At 37.5% G+C, this 22,545-nt stretch carries 13 protein-coding genes; 2 read left to right on the forward strand and 11 right to left on the reverse strand.

All coding sequences use genetic code 11. The features are described from left to right. Positions 1-33: 33 nt before the first annotated feature. Entirely contained in the window at positions 34-285 is a 252-nt protein-coding gene (locus BM176_RS00100) for a hypothetical protein (RefSeq protein WP_090098319.1), read from the forward strand. A 395-nt stretch (positions 286-680) separates the two neighbouring features. Here the strand turns inward: BM176_RS00100 and BM176_RS00105 are convergent, their stop codons facing one another. The 10 genes from BM176_RS00105 to BM176_RS00150 form a co-directional block, all read right to left on the reverse strand. Further along, the gene (locus BM176_RS00105; protein WP_090098320.1) at positions 681-2,189 is read right to left on the reverse strand and encodes a RagB/SusD family nutrient uptake outer membrane protein; all 1,509 of its coding nucleotides are present in this window, start codon (positions 2,187-2,189) and stop codon (positions 681-683) included. 68 nt (positions 2,190-2,257) lie between these two features. Further along, the gene (locus BM176_RS00110) at positions 2,258-5,362 is read right to left on the reverse strand and encodes a SusC/RagA family TonB-linked outer membrane protein (protein ID WP_177230250.1); all 3,105 of its coding nucleotides are present in this window, start codon (positions 5,360-5,362) and stop codon (positions 2,258-2,260) included. A 229-nt stretch (positions 5,363-5,591) separates the two neighbouring features. Next, positions 5,592-8,438, reverse strand: coding sequence for a M16 family metallopeptidase (locus BM176_RS00115; RefSeq protein WP_090098324.1), 2,847 nt, complete (start codon positions 8,436-8,438; stop codon positions 5,592-5,594). Between the two features lie 41 nt (positions 8,439-8,479). Next, positions 8,480-9,898: a RagB/SusD family nutrient uptake outer membrane protein gene (locus BM176_RS00120; protein WP_090098325.1), complete on the reverse strand. Its 1,419-nt coding sequence runs from the start codon at positions 9,896-9,898 to the stop codon at positions 8,480-8,482. A gap of 22 nt (positions 9,899-9,920) precedes the next feature. Next, positions 9,921-13,415 carry a SusC/RagA family TonB-linked outer membrane protein gene (locus tag BM176_RS00125; protein WP_177230252.1) on the reverse strand — a complete coding sequence of 1,165 codons (3,495 nt, stop codon included), beginning with the start codon at positions 13,413-13,415 and terminating at the stop codon, positions 9,921-9,923. A 319-nt stretch (positions 13,416-13,734) separates the two neighbouring features. Beyond that, positions 13,735-14,970, reverse strand: a complete 1,236-nt coding sequence (locus tag BM176_RS00130; RefSeq protein ID WP_090098328.1) for a FecR family protein — start codon at positions 14,968-14,970, stop codon at positions 13,735-13,737. Between the two features lie 91 nt (positions 14,971-15,061). After that, the gene (locus BM176_RS00135) at positions 15,062-15,667 is read right to left on the reverse strand and encodes an RNA polymerase sigma-70 factor (protein ID WP_090098330.1); all 606 of its coding nucleotides are present in this window, start codon (positions 15,665-15,667) and stop codon (positions 15,062-15,064) included. A gap of 406 nt (positions 15,668-16,073) precedes the next feature. Then, complete coding sequence (locus BM176_RS00140; RefSeq protein WP_090098332.1) at positions 16,074-16,853, reverse strand: phosphocholine cytidylyltransferase family protein; 780 nt, start codon at positions 16,851-16,853, stop codon at positions 16,074-16,076. Continuing rightward, positions 16,850-17,455 carry a gamma-glutamyl-gamma-aminobutyrate hydrolase family protein gene (locus BM176_RS00145; protein WP_090098333.1) on the reverse strand — a complete coding sequence of 202 codons (606 nt, stop codon included), beginning with the start codon at positions 17,453-17,455 and terminating at the stop codon, positions 16,850-16,852. Before BM176_RS00145 ends, BM176_RS00140 begins: the two co-directional genes overlap by 4 nt. Next, positions 17,427-19,796, reverse strand: a complete 2,370-nt coding sequence (locus tag BM176_RS00150) for a PEP-utilizing enzyme (RefSeq protein ID WP_090098336.1) — start codon at positions 19,794-19,796, stop codon at positions 17,427-17,429. The genes BM176_RS00145 and BM176_RS00150 overlap by 29 nt, the downstream gene beginning before the upstream one ends. Before the next feature lie 213 nt (positions 19,797-20,009). Here BM176_RS00150 and BM176_RS00155 point away from each other — a divergent pair, with 213 nt between their 5' ends. Continuing rightward, on the forward strand, positions 20,010-21,239 hold the full coding sequence (locus tag BM176_RS00155) for a CDP-alcohol phosphatidyltransferase family protein (RefSeq protein ID WP_090098338.1): 1,230 nt from the start codon (positions 20,010-20,012) through the stop codon (positions 21,237-21,239). Here BM176_RS00155 and BM176_RS00160 read toward each other — a convergent pair. Beyond that, positions 21,227-22,414: an aminotransferase class V-fold PLP-dependent enzyme gene (locus BM176_RS00160; RefSeq protein WP_090098340.1), complete on the reverse strand. Its 1,188-nt coding sequence runs from the start codon at positions 22,412-22,414 to the stop codon at positions 21,227-21,229. The two genes, BM176_RS00155 and BM176_RS00160, sit on opposite strands and share 13 nt — an antisense overlap. Positions 22,415-22,545: the final 131 nt, after the last annotated feature.

Consider the following 22,545-nt stretch of genomic DNA (forward strand, 5'->3'; position numbering starts at 1 on the left):
TTTGCTTTTTAACTCACAAAAGCACCATTTATCATGGCATATTCATATTTTAAATTTGCAACTCCAGGCATAGCACCTAATCCTGTTATCAATCCCATTAGTTACATACAGGTCAGTGGTACTCCCCCTTTTTGTACAGGTGGCCTAAACATTTGTTTTATCTTTACGACTGTTCAAATATTAGGAGGTGTACCAAAACCGATTATTACTGGTGCATTGCAAGCTGAAATTAATACCGCTATAGCTACGTTAATTTCAACCCCTAATGTATATGTAAAGCCTTAATGTTAGATTATAATATATAACTGGGAGGACTGTGATTCTAACCAGTGGTACTAAAACTAAAGAAGACACTTAAAAAGTATTTTAGATATCTTCTTTATTTTTAGTAAATAAAAGATAGTGAAAACTTTAATTTGATTAGTCCTTCACGTTATAGTTATATGTTTTTTTATTAGTATGATAGTCTGTAATTATGAAGGTTCATATTTTAAATTTGTGGCTCTGAATAAGAAACTCAACTCAATAGTAAATCTGAAAAGTTGCGAATCGCACTCCTAGCCCTCATTTAATACTTATGGTCAAAACATGATCACTATTTGTAAATCCATACCTCAGAAAAATCATTTTCCCTAGGAATCATTACTACTTTCATGAAAAGTTGTTCCCAATGGTCGTTATTAATAGTATCCCGCATTTTGAGCCAGTTGAGGAGCTTTTTTCAACTCAGTTAAAGGAATAGGATATAGTTGATCAGTTGTTTTCCAGCTCGCACCTTTTTGATGAGCTACCAAACTCATTACTGCATCAATATTACCAGTTCTTTTCAAATCCAGCCAGCGATGTCCCCATTCCGTAAATAATTCAACCTTTCTTTCCTGGAGAATTGCGGTAAGTAAAGTTGTTTTATTATCTGCAGTTGTATTAGATAAGCCAGCCCTGGTACGAATTGCATTTACATCATTTTGTGCACCACCAATATTATTTTGTTGTGCTCTTGCTTCTGCTCTTATTAAATATTGTTCCCCTAAACGCATCACTATTGAGTTTTCAAGGGAGTATGGAAGATCCGTAACACCTATTTTATATTTAAAGGGATAATAATAGGTATTGCTTCCCACTGTAACACTATTTACCCAGCTCATCTTTCGCTGATCATCTGCTTCAAAATTACTCGCAATATTATTACTTAGATAAACGGGATTACCATATGGACTAGGCCCCCATGATGGAAGAATAAATAAAAGGCCTTCTCCTGTATTGAGTGTAGTGGCTGAATTATAAACATCTGGCTTTGCACCTACTCCCCGCAACTGCCAAATGGTTTCCCTACTAAATCTCCTAAAAGCATAATCTGGAGCAGGTAAGTCAAATAACGTTGAATTATTTATAACTGCAGTAGCTTGTATTTCCGTATTAGCCCAATCTTCAGTATATAAATAGGCCCTTGCAAGTAAAGCGGTCGCGGCCCATTTGGTAGGTCGAACCCTTTCGCTTGTTTTTGACATTACATCCGCCTGTAAATAGATTTCACTCAACAAACTTTGTGCGTCCTTCAAATCTGAAATGATCTGTTGATATACCTTTGCTACAGGAGAACGGGAAAGCACTGCATTCACTTGCCAATCAGTACTAATTGCAAGAGGCACAGCTCCATATAAATTGACCAAGTAAAAATAGCAAAACGCTCGCATAAACTTGGCTTCACCCATTAACTGTTGTTTTACTATAGGAGTTAAATGAGGTGCATTCTCTAGCCCTTCAATAGCAGAATTGGTAACAAATATAATTGGATAAATGATTTTCCAGTAATCAGGAGATTGATACGGATCAATTGAACTAGTTAACTCATTAGTATAATAAGCATTATACGTCAAACTACCAGGAGCTACAGATGTCAGCTCATCTGCCGATAATGATGGGAAAAGTGACATACTTGTAAATCCACCTTTGTAGAATTCAGTTGAGTTACTATTACTCATATTGGTGTAGATACCGGTTAATACCGCTGCTGCACTAACATCAGTTGTAAATACATCCGTAACACCGATGGTACTTTCCGGAGGAGCTACTTCTATCAATTTTTTGCAGGCTGTTTGAACAAGCACTAGTAGAAGAAGCACCCACCTTCTTCTCCAGATGTTACAGGCTCTTAAGGAGCACTTAAATGTAGTATTTATACTTTCCATTTTAGTTTCTTTTGAATTTTATCAATTTACTATTTAACGCTGTCCATTGACTATCTATTCACATTTAATCATAGTGTTACCTGGATTCCGGTCGTCCATATTTTTAGTGGAGGAAGTGTAAGTAACCCAAATGGAGTTGCCGTTTCCGGATCTAACCCTTTATAATTGGTGAGCGTCAATAAATTCTGACCTAGTATATATAATCTGGCATTACCCAAATGGATTTTATTTCTCCATTTCTCAGGTAGTCGCCATGACAATGACAAGTTTCTTAGCCGGATATAAGATGCATCAGAATATGCCGCATCGCTAAAATTCGCATTACTCCATGATGCAGTATTGGAGGAATTATCAAACTTCGGCATGGCCTTAATGTCCCCTGGTTTTTGCCAACGATCTAAAACAGAAATGGGCTGATTAGCACTGCTTAAGTCAAGCGTTCCACTGTAATAGTATCCCGCTGGCGATGAACCAAACAAATAATTATGCCTTACTTGCTTTACCACCTGGATTAACAGATCCAATTCAAACCCTTTATATTGAATATTGTTTTCAAATCCACCATAAAGATGAGGTATTGGACTGACCCGGGCTGTCAAGTCCGTAGTCGGATTAGGATATGTTGTAGGTTTACCATCTTTATCAACAACTTGATAATTACCGGTTGCTGGGTCCACTCCTGCTGCATGGTATATCTTCAGGGTCGTTATTGGCTCACCAATAATTAATGTATTAGATAAACTTGAAGCTGTCAAATTAGGAAAACTCAGCAACTTATTTTTAGGAAGACTCAGGTTGATATTACTTGTCCACGATACATCACGATCTCGAATATTCGTAGTACTCAGTGTGAATTCCCAACCGTAATTTTGCACTATGGCGGGAAAGTTCCTATACTCAATAGATTCGAAACCAGTCATTATAGGTAAAGGAGAAGATAGTAGTTGGTTGGATGACCGGTTCTGATAATAGTTAGCATTTAACAGTATCCTATCTTTTAAAAACCCGAGATCAAGGCCAAATTGTAATTTCCGGGTCTCTTCCCATTGCAGGTAGGAATTTGGCAAATTATAAGGCGTAAGTCCAACTGCTCCTTGGTAAGGTATAGGTACAGTCGTATTTTTATAGGCGCTAAGGTACTTGTAATCACTGAACTGGTCGTTACCAGTAGAGCCATAACTAGCTCTAAATTTACCAAAACTCAGGATAGATAAATTCTGCTGTGCAAAATTCTCATTAGAAAAAATCCAACCTATTCCTACAGCACCAAAATTGTGGAACTGATTCCTTAAACCAAAACGGCTACTACCATCCCTACGGGCAGTAAGATTGATGATGTATTTTTCTTTCCAGTTATAATTTATTCTGCCAAATAACGCATTATATCTATATGAGGATGATTGTTTAGCATTACTTACGTTTTGCGCGTTACTAATATTTCCCAATACAAGATCATTAGCATAACCCCTCCCATATTCTGTTTGTAGCGTAGTATTGTTTTGTTGGATAGTTCCTCCAACTAATGCTTCCAATCGTCCCTTTCCAATCTCTTTCTTAAAATTTATCTGAGGTTCAATCAACCAGGAGTTAATGTTTCCATGGTTAAAGGAAGAAGTTCTTTCATAGAAAGATCTAAATTCAGGAGGAATAGATAATGATGGTTCTATACCTATTTCATTTGATTGCAGGCTACCAAATCCAAAATTTGTTTTTATGTCAAGCCCTGGCAAAATCTCATAACTGATCACTGCACTACTCATCAAGTTCGTAGTTTTTACTGTATACCGGTTATATAAATATGATAATGGATTAATCCAGGTAGAGTTACCACTCGCATCAGGAGCCCAGTTCAAACTGCCATCAGATTTGTTTAAATCCGGCGCTACAGGTGCTAATGTAACCGCAATATTGGTAAGGTCTTTTTGCAGGAGTTGATTTTTATCTACCATGTAGGCACCAGACAACTGGAAACGGAATTTCTGGTTAGAAGAAACATTATTCAAATTGAAGCGAAGTGAAGCTTTTTCATCATAAACATCACTGGGAAATACAGTCGTTTCCTTACGATATCCAGTACCTATCAAAAATTGAGTATTCTCATTTCCCCCGGAAATGTTACCCTGTATATTAGTAATATGCGCCGTACCACCTATTAATTTTTTTTGCCAATTAGTATATCGGGTAGTATCCCACGTGCCATTAAGATCATAATCATAATCACCAGGGGTAGAGGTTGTATTCCTGAGTGCTTCATGGCGCATTTCAAGATATTGTTGAGTGTTAAGCAAATCTAACATATGGGTTACTTTCCCCCAACCACGTTGTATATTAAAGTCCACCTTTGTTTTCCCGGGCTTTCCTTTTTTAGTAGTGATCAGGATTGCACCATTGGCGGCACGTGAACCGAAGATAGCCGTAGCATCAGCATCTTTTAGAATATCTATACTTTCAATATCTGTTGGGTTGATAAAACTAAAAGGACTACCAGCCCCGGCTATTAAACCATCCAGGGTAGTCGGACTTTGGGTACCGGAAGTACCCAGAACAGTTTTTGTTGTCCATAATAATCTGGATGGATAGGGCACCCCATCAATAACATATAGAGGATCGTTCCCAACCCTAAAAGAAAGACTATTTTGGCCTTGAATTTGAACGTTTACACCCCCACCTGCATACCCTGTACTTTGGGTAATATACAAACCGGGTACACTTGCTTCAAGTGCGAGTAATGGATTGTTTACAGGTTGTCTTGCTATGTCTGCAGCTTTGATTGATGATATATTACCAGTGCTGTTACGTTTGGAGGTTTGGCCGTAACCAATTATTTGTACTTCATCTAATGAGGAAGCTGCTGCCTTTAATGTAATAATTCCCAGATTATTTCGGTCGATTTTCAATTCGTAGGATTCAATACCAATGCAACTTATAACAAGTATGTCTCCAATATTAGCTTGTATAGAAAAATGACCTTCTAAGTTCGATTTAGCACCTGTTTTGGTACCTTTAACAATAATCGATGCACCAACGATGGGCTCCCTTGTTTCCGCTAAGAGAAGAGTACCAAAGATTTCCGCTTGTGATGGAGACGCGCTGAACTGTTGGTTAGCATAAACAATAAATGGAGTAAATACAATTAAAAAAACAGCCAGCATAAATAAGAAGGCTTGTTTCATCGCATTCACAAATATATTACTGTTTATTCGATGATATATTGTATTACTGTTCTTTATGCGTTGGCTGCTAAAGCCAGGTGCAGTAATTGGCTGGTTATAATACGCAGATTTTTGCATAAATTGTAGGAGTTTAGTTGATAAAAAATTAGAGTCTTGAAGATTACTCAATGTTGGATCGACTGATCGATAAACCGCTACGGATTAGGCTCCGTAGCGGTTTGCTTTTACATTATTTTTTCTCAGGATCCATTTCTATGTCTATTAGATTTCCCTGGGTAAATATCTTTTTTGCAAAATCACGAATCATTTCCGGCGTTACTGAAGAAACAAATTTTTCATAGTTATTATGTCTGTCAATTCCATAAATAACGTATTGGGAAGCTGTATAATTCCAATAATTAGCATTTTTTTCAGCAGCCCATTCCCTGACAGACTTAAGTAAATTCCCTTTTGCTTTATCCACATTTTCAGGAGCTGGACCTTGTTCTATGAGTTTATCGATCTCTGCATACATAATCTTCATCAGTTTTGCTTTTTTAATTGGATCAGGATCTGTAGCAAACCATATCGAGAAATTAAAATTGTCTTTAGGAAACTTGCTAATGGACCCAGCAGCACCAACATAATACACCCCCCCTTCTTTCTCCCGCAAGTTTTCAGTGTAATTGATTGTTAATATTCTTCCCACAAAAGACATCATCACTTCGTTTTCCAACGTATAGGGGATATTATCTCCGGTATACGCCACATGAACACTTGATTTAGGCGTTACCATACTATGGGTAAACTGTTTTCTGATCATTCCTTTAGGCGGATAGATTCCATAATCTTTCACTTTTTCATAGCTATTTACGGAAGGAAGCCCTCCTAAATAAGTTTCTACAAGTGGCCGGATACTATCTACTGGTAAATTTCCTGTAATAATGAAAGTGAAATCGCGAGCATTAGCGAAACGCTCCTGGTACATACGAAGCACTTTATCATAATCAACTTTATTTATTATCGAAGAATCACGTTCTGCTGAAATTGCCCTCGGATGGTGATTACTCATAATTCCGGCTACTGTATCCCTGAAAACAAAACTGGGTTCAGCATAACGGTTATTAAATGCTTCTAAGGACGATTTTTTCCAAGTATCAAAATATTGCTGATCCTTACGAGGAGGAATCGCCATTCTCAAATACGTCAGCTGAAATAGCGTTTCTTTATCCTTTATGGAGCCTTCCCCTTCCAACGACTCACTGAATTCTGTTACCGATGGAAGTATCCATGCATCTTTTCCAATAAGCACTTTATTCAATTCACTCATGCTCAAATTTCCAAATCCCCCATAAAAGCTCATTCCGGTAAGTTTAGCAGATGGCAGATTCTGATCACTTGCCTGGGAGTAGCCACCTGGGCTATAGGCAGATATATTCAATTTATCTTCTTTATAGTCTATCTTTTTAAACCAAACTTTTGCTCCATTGGAAAGAGTCCAACATGTGAAGCCGAACGGCTTACTTTCCGTTTTTACTATTTTACCTGGGATAGGTTTTTTCTCCAGTAATTGTGTAGAGGCCGTTTCATATACATAAGGTTCTAGTTTGACGTTTTTTGATTCGTTCCAGATCCGGATGATGTCTTCTTTAGCTGGAAGATGATTATCATCTTTGGGGGTCATAGCATAGATCACAAGATTAGAATCTCCCATCGATTTTTTTGCATAGTAATTGATGGTGTCAATGGTCAGCTCCGATAATAGCTTTTTACCCATATTGTATTCCCATTCTGCCCCTGGAGCTGGCTCATTGGTCAGAAAATGTTTAGTATACTCATTTATATATATAGATGTTATCTTATTAGCGCGATCGGTATATTGTTTTTCCAGTCCAGTTAATGTGCCCTTTTTAAAATCTTCGAGTTCTGCTGCTGTAAAACCAAATTGATGCATCCGTTCGATCTCAGTAAAAGCACCATTAAATGCCTTTAATACCTCATTTTTTTCTTTTGGATAAACTGTGAGGTTCCATGCTGGTTTTAAAGAGGCAAAAACAAAAGTTGATGAATAAATAGATGCAGAGGAAAAGGGGGCATTTGTCTTTTCACGTACTTCATTAAAGCGATTAATTAATAAGCTAGCAATTGTCTGGTTAATGAGATTCATTTTATACCACGCCAATGCTGATTTCTGTGCCATAGGCCATTCTTCCATTTTCCAGTACGCAGCTAATGTGGTCGCAGTAATTTCCTTATCGATCCCATAAGCAATGATGGGTTTCGCATTATCCGGAATAAGTGAATAAACCCGTTCAGCTGGTTTGATGGGAACCGGGATATCTGCAAAAAGGCGTTTGATCTTTTTCTCAATCTTATCTACATCAATATCGCCTACTACGATAATACCCTGCAAATCGGGACGATACCATTTTTTATAATAATCCCGAAGTTCCTGATACTTAAAATTATTCACCACATCTATACTACCGATCGGAATCCGATTGGCATAAGGTGTACCCGCGTAAATGACTGGGAAAATCTCATTTTGCAGTACTCGCAAATCACCTCCGGAGCTGAGTCTCCATTCTTCCCTAACAACTCCCCGCTCGTCGTCGATATCCTTATCATTAAGTGTTAAAAATCCAGCCCAATCGTGCAACACCAATAAAGATGTATCTATAATACCCTCCCGGTTTAAAGGGATATTGATCAGCTTATAAATCGTTTCATCATACGAAGTTGAAGCATTGATATTACTTCCAAACCTGATTCCTTTTTTCTCCAATTCTGTTATGAGGGAATTTCCTGGGAAGTGCTTTGAGCCGTTAAATGCCATGTGCTCCAAGAAATGAGCCAGTCCACGCTGATTTTCATCCTCCAGAACAGAGCCTACTTTCTGCACTAAGTAGAAATCAGCCCGTTCCTTGGGTATTCTATTATTTCGGATATAATACGTTTGCCCATTAGGCAATTTACCAGTACGGACCTGGGGATCCAGAATGATTTGTTGCCCCCTGCTAATATTAATTGCTGCAAAGAGAAAGAACAAGCAAAAGGAAAGAATAACTTTTTTCATATTACTTTTTGAATGACGCATTGCTGCTTAAGTTTAGATTGATTCTTATTTTTACAGTGCTGTTATCTTGGGTTCTGAGGCATTACTTCTCTCTTTAATACCTCTTGAGGAATCAACAACACATAACGGGAATCATTTGGTGGAAGAGTATAAGTTACTCCGTTCAAAACACGGGTGAGTGAGACAGCGAACCTTGGATCTTTATTCAATCTTCTCAAGTCTGTCCATCTCAATCCTCTGTACAACAATTCCTTTCTTCGTTCCACAAGTATTTTTGTCAATGCATCAACGGCGCTTGTTGCTGTCATATCTGTATATTTTTTCGTCGCCCATCTTGTTCTGATCAAGGTATTCAGATCTGTAATGGCACTACTAGTGTTGCCAGCCCTTGCATAACACTCTGCTCGTACCAAATACATCTCGTCGGTTGCCAGCCCACAAAACAACGTATAACTTAAGGATCCGTCATAACTCCCCCTGAATTGATATGTATTTATGTCTACCCCGCTATTTTGACGAAAGAAAATAACTTGCCTCAAATCATCGTCCTCGTAAGATTTATACAAATTAGAATCCACCTTCGCTACGAATGGGTTAAGAGTTGGCGTTGCTGAACTAACGGCAGAAAAAATGACCTCTGAATTATATTTGGCAATAGGCAAAAATGCATTAACATTTAGTGTATTGAAATCGATGAGTGTATTATAATTCTGGAGGCATTTATCTGCATGAGTAAACGCATTCGGATAATCCCTCATGGACAGGTATACACGTGCCAGCAGGGCATGAGCCGCCGCTTGCCCGGGTCTGGCTTTGGTAATAATAGAAGTAGGCCGGGTAGCTGGGAGTAATGTTACTGCTTCATTCAGATCCTCTAGTATTCTATCGTATGTTTGTTTTACAGTTGCTCTCTCTGATTTCTCACTAATATCTGGCGATAAGCGCAATGGAATGCACAGATCCGTTCCGGACGTTGCTGAATCAAAAGGTTTGGCCCATATTTGTGCAGCCTGATAAAAGCTAAAGCTCCTGAAAAACAAAGCAGCGCCTTTTATTTGACTCCAAGTCGCCTGCTCATCTATAGTTGGTGTTATCTTTCCTAGTGTTTCCAATACCTGGTTAGCGTACAATACTTTCTGATAAGTAGCTGACCATTGAAATGTTGGTACATCAGCATCAGCGTTCCATATATAGCCATCTCTATAAACAATGGACTGTGTATTCCAATTTGCAAACGTAAGATAATAGTTGTCAGCTGAAGGTTCACCTACAGGATAGCTAATACCCATAATTATATAATTATCCAACAACGCCTGGCAATCTGCTAACGTTGAAGGCAATACCATCTTTTTGTCGGGTTTGACATCAAGATATTTCTTGCAGGAACCGAGGCCACAAATTAAGGAAAGGCATAGCAACATTCTACAAATGGCATTCGCTATAATAGAAAATCTGCTATATGTTATAATAGTTTTATTCATGGTGCCTAATTTTTATAATAGTTTAGAAATTGGCGTTTAATCCGAATGCAATTGTTCGTGGAGCAGGAAACCCTGCTCCATAATCAGGATCTATTCCTTGCTTATTAGCCCGCCATATGATACCCAGGTTAGATACATTAGCATAAAAACGTATATTCCTGAAATACCCATTGGATTTATCAATGTTATAACTGGCTGTGATATCCTGCAGGCGGATGTGGTCGGCTTTTGACACCAGAGCGGCTGAACCTTGATAGAAGAGATCCCTGTAATAATCAGCAGGATAAACCATAGAAGGTACATTCGTTATTTTTTCATCCCCTGTTTTTTGCCAACGTTGTGCAAAGTCCGCATGTCCTTGCCCGTAATAAAATAGTTGATTATAATTAGTGCTGGTTCTGCGGAAATAGTAATTAAGTTTATAAATAATGTTTGCAGAAAGACTAATATTTTTCCAGGAAAAAGTATTCCGGATAGACCCAAAATAAACAGGTATTGCACTGCCATGATATTTCAAGTCATCCACGCTAGGAGCATAAAGATTTGCATAATCTTTACTGATCAGTCCTTTACTATCATAACCTTGCGGATCACCTGTTAAAGGATCAAGGCCTGCCCATTTATAACTATAAACAGCAAAAAGTGGTTTATTTATGATTGGTATTAAAGCATCTGAAGCAGATGTGAATAGACTGCCAGAAGGAACTTCTGCTGGTATATAATGGGTTATTTTGTTTTCGTTATAACTGAAAACAAAATCTGTATTCCATTTAAATTGATGAGCTTCAAAATTGGTAGAATGCAAGGTCAGGTCAATTCCTTTCCCCTTCATATCCACACTATTTATAACTGTAAGGTCAAATCCGGTGCTCAGACCAAGAGGAGTAATATATAACACATCCTTAGAATTCTTAGTAAAATATTCTACGCTTCCCGATATACGATTATTTCTAAAGCCAAAATCAAGTCCAAGATTCATAATGCCAATCTTTTCCCAACGGAGTTCTTTGTTAGCCGGATTCCCTATACTAGCGTAAGGTAAATTTGTAAAAGGAGCAGGGTAATTAGCATACTTAATAATACTAAGGGCAGATATGCTATTGCTGCTATTACCATTATAGCCATAGGTTGCCCTGAACTTGAGATTCGGTAATACCTTAGCTTTGTAAAATGGCTCTTCAGAAATATTCCAGGCCGCGCCTGCAGACCATAACGGTACGCCCCTTTGGTTGGTTTTAACTCCAAACAAATTAGCAGCATCTTTCCTGGCACTTGCGGATATTGTATAACGGGATTTATAAGTATAAGCTGCATTAGCGTATATAGAAGTAAACCGGTTGGTATTGTCTCCAAAATACAGACTATTAGGTATCGTTCCTCCTCCTGTTGGTAATGTTGAGGCCGGGAAATAGGTTGTAAAGTCAACGCTTTTATAACCTAATATATTGTCATCATATCCGTAGGTAGTATGGGTATTGGAAAGATCATGTCTTTCCCTTACTTCAGCCCCTGCAATGGCAATCAAATGATGTTTGGAGTTCCAGCTTTTATTCGCATTAATTTGTCCGCGAAGAGTATGCGTATTTACGTTGCGGTTGCTTACATCAAGAATGCCACCCAAGGGTATTGGCCTTTCGATAAGAGAGCCCACCGGTTGGGTAAACAAATTGATCAGGTTTCGAGTATAGTAAGATTCCATCCCCTGCCAGTTCCTTGCATCAAAAAGCGTCCTCCCGTATTGATATTTCACATCGACACTGAAAACATTATTGAATTTATAATTAGCACCCATGTTCATTAACCAATCGTTCGTCCTTACGATATTTGAACTTGCATCCAGTTCTGCTAAAGGCCTGTATTTCCAATCCAACAAACGTGGGTCTATATCTCCGGCTTTCCCAACAAATTCCTCACGATAATCTCTCCCTACCACTAATGGATTGCCCTGGCCATCTGCCAGGCGGCTATAAGGCAGTATAGATGGAGAATAATATAGCGCACTAAAAACACCAAGATCTTTAGATTTAGTTTGTGTATAAATATTGCCAAATTGGACTTCCAGGTTTTTAAAAGGTTTGAAAGATAAATTAGTCCTAAGTGTAATGCGATCATTCGAACTACGCACTGTACTACCAAGGCCTTTGTCATAGCCAGCAGATACAAAGTAGTTCACCATTTTAGAACCACCATTGAGGTTGATAGCATACTGTTGATTGATAGCCTTACGATAAACATATTTCAAATAATCATTTCGCACATCATATTGGCGTAGGGCATCAATCTTTCTCTCAGCAGTATTAAGAGTGATAGTACCTGATCGCTGTTGATCCAATATTTCTACTACCGGCGATATCAGTGGCCAATAATATGTATCATTAAGCTGGTAATCATAATTTCCTTTAGAGAATAACCATTTTTCAACATCAATAAAATCGCTTGATTTTATCTGCGGCAGGTAAAACAGGTTGGGTTTATTAGTAATGGCTACGTTAGAATTGAATGAAACCTGGAGGGGTTTATCATACCCCCCTTTTTTTGTAGTTATCACAATTACTCCATTGCCCGCCATTATTCCCCAAATAGATGCAGCCGCTGCATCTTTTAATATTGTAATGCTCTCTACATCATTGGGATTAATATTGCTCACATCACCCTCATATGGGATGTTATCCAGAACAACTAATGGAGTTTTTCTCGCTTCCAGTGTGCTCAGCCCTCTAATAGTAAGTTGATTTAAGCCGGGTGAAGCACCAGGTAGCAACCGTTTGTCAAATAATATACCTGATGCAATTCCTTCAAGCCTTGCTATAACAGTTGGCCCTGTTGTACGGTTGAAAAGCTCGTTATCTATTTTCTCAAATGAGCCTGTAGCTCTCTCTTTGGGAAGGGTTTGGTAACCGGTACTTACGATTGTAACATCTTTCAATGCCAGTGTAGCGCGCTCAAGATGAATCTGTAAGTCCACATCAGCCCCGGAAACAGAAATTTCTTTGGTTGCATAACCTAAGTACGAAACCACCAATACTGCTTCATCGGCTGGAACAATAACAGAAAATGCCCCGCCACTCCCCGCTCCAATTGTATACTTTGTTTTCTTCACAACAATTGAGGCGCCTGACAATCCTTCACCTTTTTCATTATATACCTTACCCGTTATTCTAATTGAGCTCGTATCTACAGCAGGAGAATCTTTCTCTATCCGGGAAATACTTACGGTACTTCCCTTTAGCCTCAGAACTATCGTTTTACCTACAATGGCATATGTCAAAGGCTGATCTTTGAAACATATCTCCAATGCTTTCGCAAGTGGAACATCTTTAACCTCTATACTAATCTTATTATTTGCCTTCTCCAGCCATGCATTATCATAAAAGAACACCAATCCGGTTTGTTTTTCTATCGCTTTAAAAACCTGTTCTAGCGGCGCATTTTTTACCGAGAGGGTGATATTTTGCGAATATCCCCCGGCACTTGCCTGCAAGCAGGCAACCAGTAATAAAAGACCTGTAAACTTCATAATCAATAGCGTTTTATTTCTATAGGTCCGCCGGGCATGAAGAAATACTTTAGCCCATAGGGACTCTTTGCAAAGAGTAATCAATTGCATAACTTTGATTGGTTTGGGTGATACTAATAAACTGTCTTACACGATTGGTTGTATAGAGAAACCCAGGCATTAGCCGGAGGTGCAGCAAACACTTCCGGTTTTATGCAAGTGGGCATAAATAATGTCTTATTTTCATTCATTTGAAAAATAGATCCTACCTGGAAACGGGCTGGTTGTTTCGGATCTGTTTAAGAAAATATATAACCTAGAAACATTCTATGTAAACCATCTAAGGTATTACAACAATCTGTTTGTTCTCAATTCTAAAATGCACATCGCTTAATTCCAGTATTTTTAACACCTCAGATGCATTGGCCTCACGCGAAATTTTACCTCCAAATTTCCTATCAGGGATTTTTCCCTCATAGCTAATATCAACATTATACCATCTGGCAATCTGACGCATAACTGAGGGCAAGTCTGCCCGATTAAACTGGAAATATCCATTTTTCCAGGCCATCACTTCTTCAATATTGGCATTTTCAACAAGTTTGATTTGCCCTATCTCTTCCATCTGTGCCTGCTGTCCGGGAGCAAGCAAGGTAGTGCTTGCCCCCTTTGTCACTTTTACGGCTCCTTCCAATAAAGTTGTTCTAATGTCTCCTTCATCAGCATAAGCCATTATGTTAAAATGAGTACCAAGCACTTTTACCTGGCCAACGCTGGCTTCTCCGGGAGAAGGGAGAATATCTACCATAAAAGGAATTTTCTTTCCTGCTTTAACGCTTACCTGGGCAACCTCAAAATATGCCTCTCCAGCCAATTCAACCTTTCGTTCCTTATCATTGAAAACAGTTGGAAAACGTAGGGAGGATGCCGCATTCAGCCATACTTTACTGCCATCAGGTAATTGCAACTGGTATTGACCACCACGGGGAGTAGAAATAGTATTATAAGCAGCGGCTGCATCGCTTGAATTATGGCCCTTTTCATATACTAACTGACCGCTATCCAGCTTTATGACCTTAGCGTTCCCCTGTTGAGCAAGGACACCGTTCTCCGCACTATCCAAAGTAATTACTGAACCATCTGCCAGTAAAAGTGTAGCAGTATTCCTGCCGGGAGCTAAATCCTTATTTCGAACTTCGATACTATAATCCGGGGTACTATTTTGATTGATTAAGTAAAATGCTGCCATGCTAATGAATAATATGCTTATAGCTGCAGCTATATATCTGAATTTTCCGGAACTCAACAGCCAGATAAATCGGGACCTTGGCCGGTCAATTTGGTCACAGATATGCTGAAATACCTCAGCCTTCCCTTCCTCCAACTCTTTAAATCTTGTTGTAAAAAGAATCATAGTTTCCTGATCTACGATCTCCCGGAATAACTTATTGTTGGTCTTTTTTTCGCCTAGCCAGTGATTTAGTTGTATTTCCTCCTTGTCATTAATATTCCCATTCAGGTACTTAAGAATAATATCTCTTATCTCATATACCTGTTTTAAGTCCATCTCATTCATAGAGCAGATACCTTTTACGGATATTCATTAATAGAAACAACTGAAGGAAGGAATAGTATGAAAGAAAGAGAAGAAATATGAGGTTTCTGTATTATTTATTTATAAGCTGTACAAAGTAGGGCCACAGCAGGAGGCCAACCATTAAATGTTTGTTGCCAAGTTTTTTTCTTAAAAGCAGTAAAGCCCTTGCCTTTTGGGTTTTTACCGTATTAATGGAAATATTCAGTTTATCAGCAATCTCCTGGTTTTTCATCTGTTCCAGGTAACTCATTTTTAAAACGTTCTGGCATTGATTAGGGAGTTTTTCAATGGCATTATACAGGGTCCAGTATACTTCTGTAAAAAGGATCTTATCCAGCACCAAATCCTCCTGATAGATAGGATACTTAGTTGATTCTTCGTATTTCTTAATATGGCTTTTATGTTTTAAAATATTACGGCAGGCATTTTTTGTGCTGATATACAGGAAAGCTTTGATATTTTCTTCCGTATTAAAGCTTCCACGTTTTTCCCATAATTTAATAAAAACATCCGTTACAACATCTTCAGCTGCAGGTTTATCCAAAATTATTTGTTCGGCAAAAAAAGAAAGTGGTATATAAAATAAATCATAGAAATGACCAAAGGCAGTGATACTACCTTTTTTGAATTCAGTAATGTAAGAAAACGTGATACTATTGTATTCTACACGATGCATTGAGCAATAAATAATTAATTGTTTATAATTTCCTTTTACTCAACTTAATGTAATGTAATAATTTTGGCCTGCCGCCAATTGGATTATTTAAATATCTGTATCAATATGAGTATACATGTACAGGCATATCCTCTTTGTATTTCATAAAGTAGTAGCAGGCCGGCGAAACTTGTCCAAACTGGATAAGTTTATAACTTCAATTGTTCTTAGTAAAAAAGATTAAAACGATAAGTCTAAGGTAAGAATTTTTGATTTCGATAACAGATAATTTACTCATCAAAATCACATACGTGCAAGTAATAATATTACCTGATTATAAATACATTCCCTGGTAAATACTTTTTCCCGGATGTAAGTATACAAAAGAAATATAAGCAATTAGTTAATAAGATGTTAACTAAACAAATCACATTGTATTGAGGCTATCCACATCAAGAAAACTTGAGAGTTTTCCAGTGTTATATAAGTCATTATAAATATGAAAATCATTCACAGAGTCAAACTCAAGCCATCCATTTTTTATTTTCTCCACATGCAATGTCACTCCTTTAAAGATCAACCAATTCAGGAATGGGGTAATTGAAGTCTGGTGAGCACTCTCCTCTCCCATCTCAACTATATAAATTGCCCACATATTTCTCAATAATGGAATCACTTCCCTGGAGATTTTTATAAGCCCGATATACTGGGCATCAATAAGGGAATAATCTTCTACCTTATTCCCAATTTCCAATAATTCACCCTGTTCATTGATTGAGCAACTCTCCAGATCAGCAAAGGGGTTTTCCATCCGCATCGTCCAGTAATCCAGATACTTTTCATCTACTGCTACTACAATGGGATTGTTATTGATCAACAGGCCATCCAGTACTTTTTGCTCGAATATAATATCACCATAACAAATAAGAATATCAGTATCCTCATCCTGCAATCCTAAAAATAAACTGTATAACATATTTGTACTTTTGTACAACCTGTTATATACCGTATTGTACCCCAGCGTATCAATGGCTTCATGCAAATAGCCGGTCACAATCTTAATATCATCGATACCGGCATTCTTCAGTACTCTTATTTTGTACTGCAAAAGATCTGTGCCCTGAAAGGTTATTAATGACTTTGGTATATCGGCAGTGAGGTGAGCCATTCTTTTGCCCTCTCCGGCAGCCAGGATAAGTGCTTTCATTTTGTTAATGCTTTTAGTATATAGTTATCTACTTCATTTAATGATACTGCCCGCTCCGGGTGCCACATAATTCCAAAAATCTTCTTTCCTCTGTATTTAAATGCTTCTACTGTTTCATCCTCCGAATAGGCTAATGGGATTAAATTGCTTCCCAGTTTGGAAATACAGTAATTATGATAACTATTTACAATCATCTTTTTTCCAGGTATAAAATTCCCGGTAGAAATAAGATGATCCCCTACATGTCTTTTATAAATTATTTCGGATCCGAAATAATCTGCAATTACCTGTGCACCTCTGCAAATGCCAAGAACAGGAATGGCATTTGCCAAAGCATAATCTATAATCTTCCTGTCTATAAGATCTCTTTTTATAGAATCATTATTATTTGAGAATTTCGACAGATCATTTCCTCCTGAAAGGATGAAACACGAAAACTTAATATTGGCTAAATAACCATCTACGATCTCCTCATCATTCACTAAAAGAACCGGAATGAGAGAAGTTCTCTTTGCAAAGTTATACAACTGCCTGTCTATGCAATCAATATATTCATTTCTTGCATCAATGTAATCAGCTCTTACCGTTATTCCAATAAACATATTCTATTTTTTGATCCTTGCAGTTCAAAATAATGTATGATTTGTCCACCAGGTCATCAAACAGGTTATCACATCCTATTGCAGCAGGGATTCCCAATTCAGTACACCTGAGTGCAAGATGGGAATTACTGCCACCATATTTTGTTACTATCCCCAGAATATCGCTGGAAAAGATGAAATCATATCCGGGATCTGCTCTCTCAATAAGAACAATCTTATTCGTAAAATCAACATCGGCATCTATTTTATCCATCAGCACCACTTCTCCCTTCACTATTCTTGTGGTAATAAAGTTGGGTTTGGGAGTATACTCTTCGGCATAATAGATGTCCTCCATGGAACTGATATAAGAAGGCAATGGAATACATTGACCAATCATATGTTCAACGGTATTCTCCTCTATTTTCTTCTTCAGTTGGCTCATAGTAATCTTCTTCTCATTAAAGCTACGCAAAGAAGGAATATCAACATCTAACAATTTATCAACTGGTATTTTATGTTGTTTACCCCACATTTTTATCTTTTCAAGTGAATCCGAAAGGAATATTGAAAAGATGAATTTTCCACGTTCCCGGTTTATAATTGCCTTTTCGAAAAAGCTAAATAATGCCTTTGGTGTGGTATCCAATGAATATAAATTCAACAATGCTGCCAGTTTCTTCTGCTGCTCGCTGGTAATCTTGAATTTAGTATTCAACTGTACATTTGAAATGTAACTATTATTTATTAAAAAAGACTCCATTTGCAGGCTATCTAACCTGTCTTGTGTAAGATCGTAAGTCCCGGGCCTTAAATGGCCATACTTACCCTTGAATTCTTCAAGAGAAATAATGCCCTTTCTAAAATTATCCATATCGAACAGCATCTCTTTCTCTACCGTATCCAGAGATAGTTTAAAGCGCTCTACATCAGTTTTACTGAACAGGTTCAGTTCTATAAGATCCCTTAAAATACTTTCCGCAATAAATGCATACCGGGCCAGTATTGCAAAATAATAAGTACCCGTTCTTGCTACATTCAATATTTCGAATAAAGCATCCAGTGAAGGGTCATTTTTCAGAGAGCGATACTTCTCTGACTTTGAAAAACTTTCCAGCTTTAAGGTTTCTTTCACGATAAACTCAAGACTGCTATCGCTCTTTGGATTAAGTCCGTTTAACAGAATATCTCTCAATGGACCCTCTAATTGTTCGCCCGCTTCTTTGTTTGTCAATCCAATTTTTGCTAATTTCTTCTCCATTAAAAAGGAGAAACTTGAAATAGCAATTTCAAACTCCATTTTATCATGCAGTGTTTTGTTGGAATTTAAAAGCGCAGTAGAGCGCTCAACAATATCATTCTTAAACTCCGAACTCAATTTCTCCGGCAAAAGACTTCTTATTGACTTACAAACATCTATATATGGATGATTGCAGATCTTTAACATTAAATCCGGACCTACCTCCTTATTATATCCCATTTTCACTCTTGCGGCACGCCAGATCTTATTTGTGATAAGATATTCATATAAAGAATAACTAAGTGCATGAGGATTAAACCCTATCATTTCCGCAGGATTCCAATCCGTCATATTACTTAACGCCAGTAAATGAGGATCCTTGAAATGACCGTTTGAAAGATGTTTTATTTCTTTAAATATTTCCTTTTCGGAAACAGCCGTTTGTATAGTGGCTACAGAGGGAGACATAAACCTCACCTGGAATAAATGAACGGCATTAGACTCGTCAATTCCAAATTCAATGTCTATACATTTCTTTTCGAAAAGAGATTCTATTTCATTTAGTGCTTTAATCAGCTGAACTAAATAAGCCGCATTCTTTTCCAGGATCTCCTGCTTGATATTCTTCTGAATAAATATCTTTCTCGGAATATCTACTCCTTGTGTAATAGTATCCGTAGTACCATTTGTACTATTTATATTTAATAAATAATACGGTGAAACAGAAGTGGGTTTATAATTTAAAGCTACTCCATGATAAACAGTATTGCCTACGTATTTCTGGACAATTATTTTGTGCTTGTCATTCACCCCTTCTTTCTCTATGATCTCCTCAAATATGGAATCAATTTTCTGTACCAGGTTATCATTAACTTCCTCCCTGGTTAATACAATAGAGTTGTACTGACCAACAGTTGATCCCAGATCAATATCTTCGGAAGCTGAGCTGGATCTGAGTATAACAGAATGGTTTCCCAACAAAACACTGCGTAGACCAACAAAAAAATCTTCACTTCTCGAAATCCATTTATCATACGATATAACATGAAATTGTGGCACTGTGGATTTCTTAATTATGTCGCTGAGGTATAACAGTAAATCTGCTTTGTTGTATGTACTCATGTTGGCTGTATTTCAGGGTTATCGAGCCTGGTTAGTTAACAAATAAAAATCATTTCAGATTAAATTTACAAAAACATTTTTTCAATAATCACGCATGTAGAATAAGGGATGGGATATCATAACTCCCAACCAAAAATCATAATTCGTATGCTATAAAAATGCAGTGAGATAAAATAATTTTAGGTACTTTTTCACCATACAAAACCCGCCCATATGTTAACAGAAAATTCTGCTACAAATACAAAAACAGAAAATGCCTATAACGAAACAGTACCTTATCCTGACAATGACATTAACTATTCGATGATAGATAATGTTATAACCAGCCACTTAAGCCTGAGCGGATTTACTGCGTATAATAAATTTGATGAATTATTATATTGTTTGAAGATCCAAGAAGATTTTCCTTCTTTTCAGAGTATATCCAAGTGTTTCTCCGATTGGGGCATTCCCAATCAGATTCAACAAATAAAAGAAGAGCAGTTCAGATTACTAAATAATTACTTTTTTTTAACTACTCTTCAATGGCCAGAAAGATGCATTCTTGTTGTCAAGGCAGATGATCTGGGAGTTACTTATTTATCTTCAGTAGGAGAATTTACAAGAATAGGATACGGTGATTTCTTCAAATTATGGAATGGTTACATTCTCACTATCCAAACTATTCCTAATGAAGAGATGAAATTGGTTCGCAATCCAGCAGACAAATATTCCATAGAAGAAAAACTAGGCGATCGTGAAAGTATTAAATCTGAGATTGCCAGACTATCATCGAAAAAATCACCCGTGTTAATAATAAATCTATTCCGTTTAATATCCTATCATTTTACATATATATTTTTCCGGCTAGGAATTAAACCGACTACATTAACTTTCCTATGGCTCTTATGCTTATTAGGAGCATCAGCACTGCTTGCAGATAATCTATCACTAACTAATAGATTAATCGCTGCCGGGTTGATTATCTTTCACTACATATTAGACTGTTCAGATGGTGAATTGGCAAGATTCACTAAACAAGAGTCTTCATATGGACACACAACAGAACATATAGTACATTATACTTCAATGTTTTGTTTAATTGTTGGAATAACAATTGGTTTATACAAAGAAACAAATAATCCTAATATTTTATTTACCGGACTAATCTGCCTATTATTCGATACTTTATTTCATACCACTTTATATCTTACACAACTTTGGTATAATCCCAGTCTTCAATATAAAATACTAGATAAGATTCGTCCCATACTCAACAAAGTTCTACCTATCAATCCAAATTTATTCTTAGTCTGTATACTCTTAAATTGTCTTTATTTCTCTTTGATCTTCTGGTCAATTCTCGCTTTTATATTATTCATCACCATGACATTGGCATATCTCATTCCTGAATATAAATTATTCAAACGGAACAGTGCCTTACGAAGCCATTATATAAAATAGCCCAATTCTTTTAAAGCAGCTGCCAGGTATTCATACTGGCTGATATGGTTATATGCCTGTACCGAAATACGGATCCATAATTGAGGGTCATGTTTAGGAAAGATCATTACAGGAACTACAATACCATAAGCAGAGAAAAGAACTTCCGGCAAAGGATGGATATAGTTAAACCCCTTAGCAGACAAAACTCCTTTACCCAGGTAAATATTAGCAAGACTTCCTATCATATTATCAGGAATTGGGGGCGTTGTCCCCAATTCCTTTTCAAGGTATTGTTTTGCTGTTAGTGTCAAATCCCTGTTATGTTTCCTTAGCAGTTCCCAGGAACCATACAGGTCGTTCATCTGCTGCAAAGCAGTGGGTACACATAAGTATGCGGTGGGGTCATCGGTTCCACTCCAGAAAAACTTTTTTGCCCACTCGTCAGACAGATCATAGTGATAACTGATTTGTAAAGGACTTATCTTTTCCTGCCTGGAAGGATGTACATATAATATAGCAGATCCTTTTGGAGAACATACCCATTTATGACAATTCCCTACATAATAATCAGCCCCCAGTTTATCTATGTCAAGGTCCAGCATCCCGATTGCGTGCGCTCCATCAACCAATACTTCTATCCCTCTTTGCTTAAACAGCAGCAGGATTTTCTCCAATGGGAAAATAGTGCCCGTTACAGAAGTAATATGGTCTATCAACAGTAATTTTGTACGGTCTGTTATTTCATTTTTCAATGCATCCACCACTTCATCTTCATCCTTTAAAGGAAAAGGTACTGTCGCCACTTTAATAGTAAATCCCTTTTTTCCCTCATAGTATTTTAACACCTCCATACAGGCACCATACACATGACTGGTAGTGAGCACTTCATCTCCTGGATTAAAATCGAGTGAGTGAAAAATGGTGTTTACCCCCATTGTAGCATTCTTCACAAAAACGAGATTACTGGCTGTGGTACCAATAAACTTTGCAATTTCTTCCCGTGCATTATCCCACAGCGGCTCCAGTTCACGTTTCATAAAACTGACAGGTTCCGCCTCCATCCGTTTTCTGAGTCTTGATTGTTCTTCCAGAACGGCAACAGGTGCTGCTCCATATGAACCATGATTTAGAAATGTATTTTTGGGGTCCAGTGACCAGAGATGTGCTTTGTCCGAATAATGTGCAGCAGTCATAATATGTATGTTGGAAACGAATGTATGTAATCCCGGAATAATAAAAAACAAAACGGTTTATATCAGCTGGCAGTAAGAAAGGACGGTTTAGCATAATTCCCCTTGCACAAATTCATAACTGAAAACGAATT

Origin of the sequence: Chitinophaga sp. CF118, from assembly GCF_900112615.1 — a bacterium.
In the GTDB taxonomy this organism is placed as follows: domain Bacteria; phylum Bacteroidota; class Bacteroidia; order Chitinophagales; family Chitinophagaceae; genus Chitinophaga.

Coding starts and splice junctions, on each gene's coding strand:
- BM176_RS00105 (WP_090098320.1), bottom strand. CDS start 2,189: ATGGAAAGTATAAATACTACATTTAAGTGCTCCTTAAGAGCCTGTAAC.
- BM176_RS00130 (WP_090098328.1), bottom strand. CDS start 14,970: ATGAATGAGATGGACTTAAAACAGGTATATGAGATAAGAGATATTATT.
- BM176_RS00140 (WP_090098332.1), bottom strand. CDS start 16,853: ATGAAAGCACTTATCCTGGCTGCCGGAGAGGGCAAAAGAATGGCTCAC.
- BM176_RS00150 (WP_090098336.1), bottom strand. CDS start 19,796: ATGAGTACATACAACAAAGCAGATTTACTGTTATACCTCAGCGACATA.
- BM176_RS00110 (WP_177230250.1), bottom strand. CDS start 5,362: ATGAAACAAGCCTTCTTATTTATGCTGGCTGTTTTTTTAATTGTATTT.
- BM176_RS00115 (WP_090098324.1), bottom strand. CDS start 8,438: ATGCGTCATTCAAAAAGTAATATGAAAAAAGTTATTCTTTCCTTTTGC.
- BM176_RS00145 (WP_090098333.1), bottom strand. CDS start 17,455: ATGTTTATTGGAATAACGGTAAGAGCTGATTACATTGATGCAAGAAAT.
- BM176_RS00135 (WP_090098330.1), bottom strand. CDS start 15,667: ATGCATCGTGTAGAATACAATAGTATCACGTTTTCTTACATTACTGAA.
- BM176_RS00155 (WP_090098338.1), top strand. CDS start 20,010: ATGTTAACAGAAAATTCTGCTACAAATACAAAAACAGAAAATGCCTAT.
- BM176_RS00100 (WP_090098319.1), top strand. CDS start 34: ATGGCATATTCATATTTTAAATTTGCAACTCCAGGCATAGCACCTAAT.
- BM176_RS00125 (WP_177230252.1), bottom strand. CDS start 13,415: ATGAAGTTTACAGGTCTTTTATTACTGGTTGCCTGCTTGCAGGCAAGT.
- BM176_RS00160 (WP_090098340.1), bottom strand. CDS start 22,414: ATGACTGCTGCACATTATTCGGACAAAGCACATCTCTGGTCACTGGAC.
- BM176_RS00120 (WP_090098325.1), bottom strand. CDS start 9,898: ATGAATAAAACTATTATAACATATAGCAGATTTTCTATTATAGCGAAT.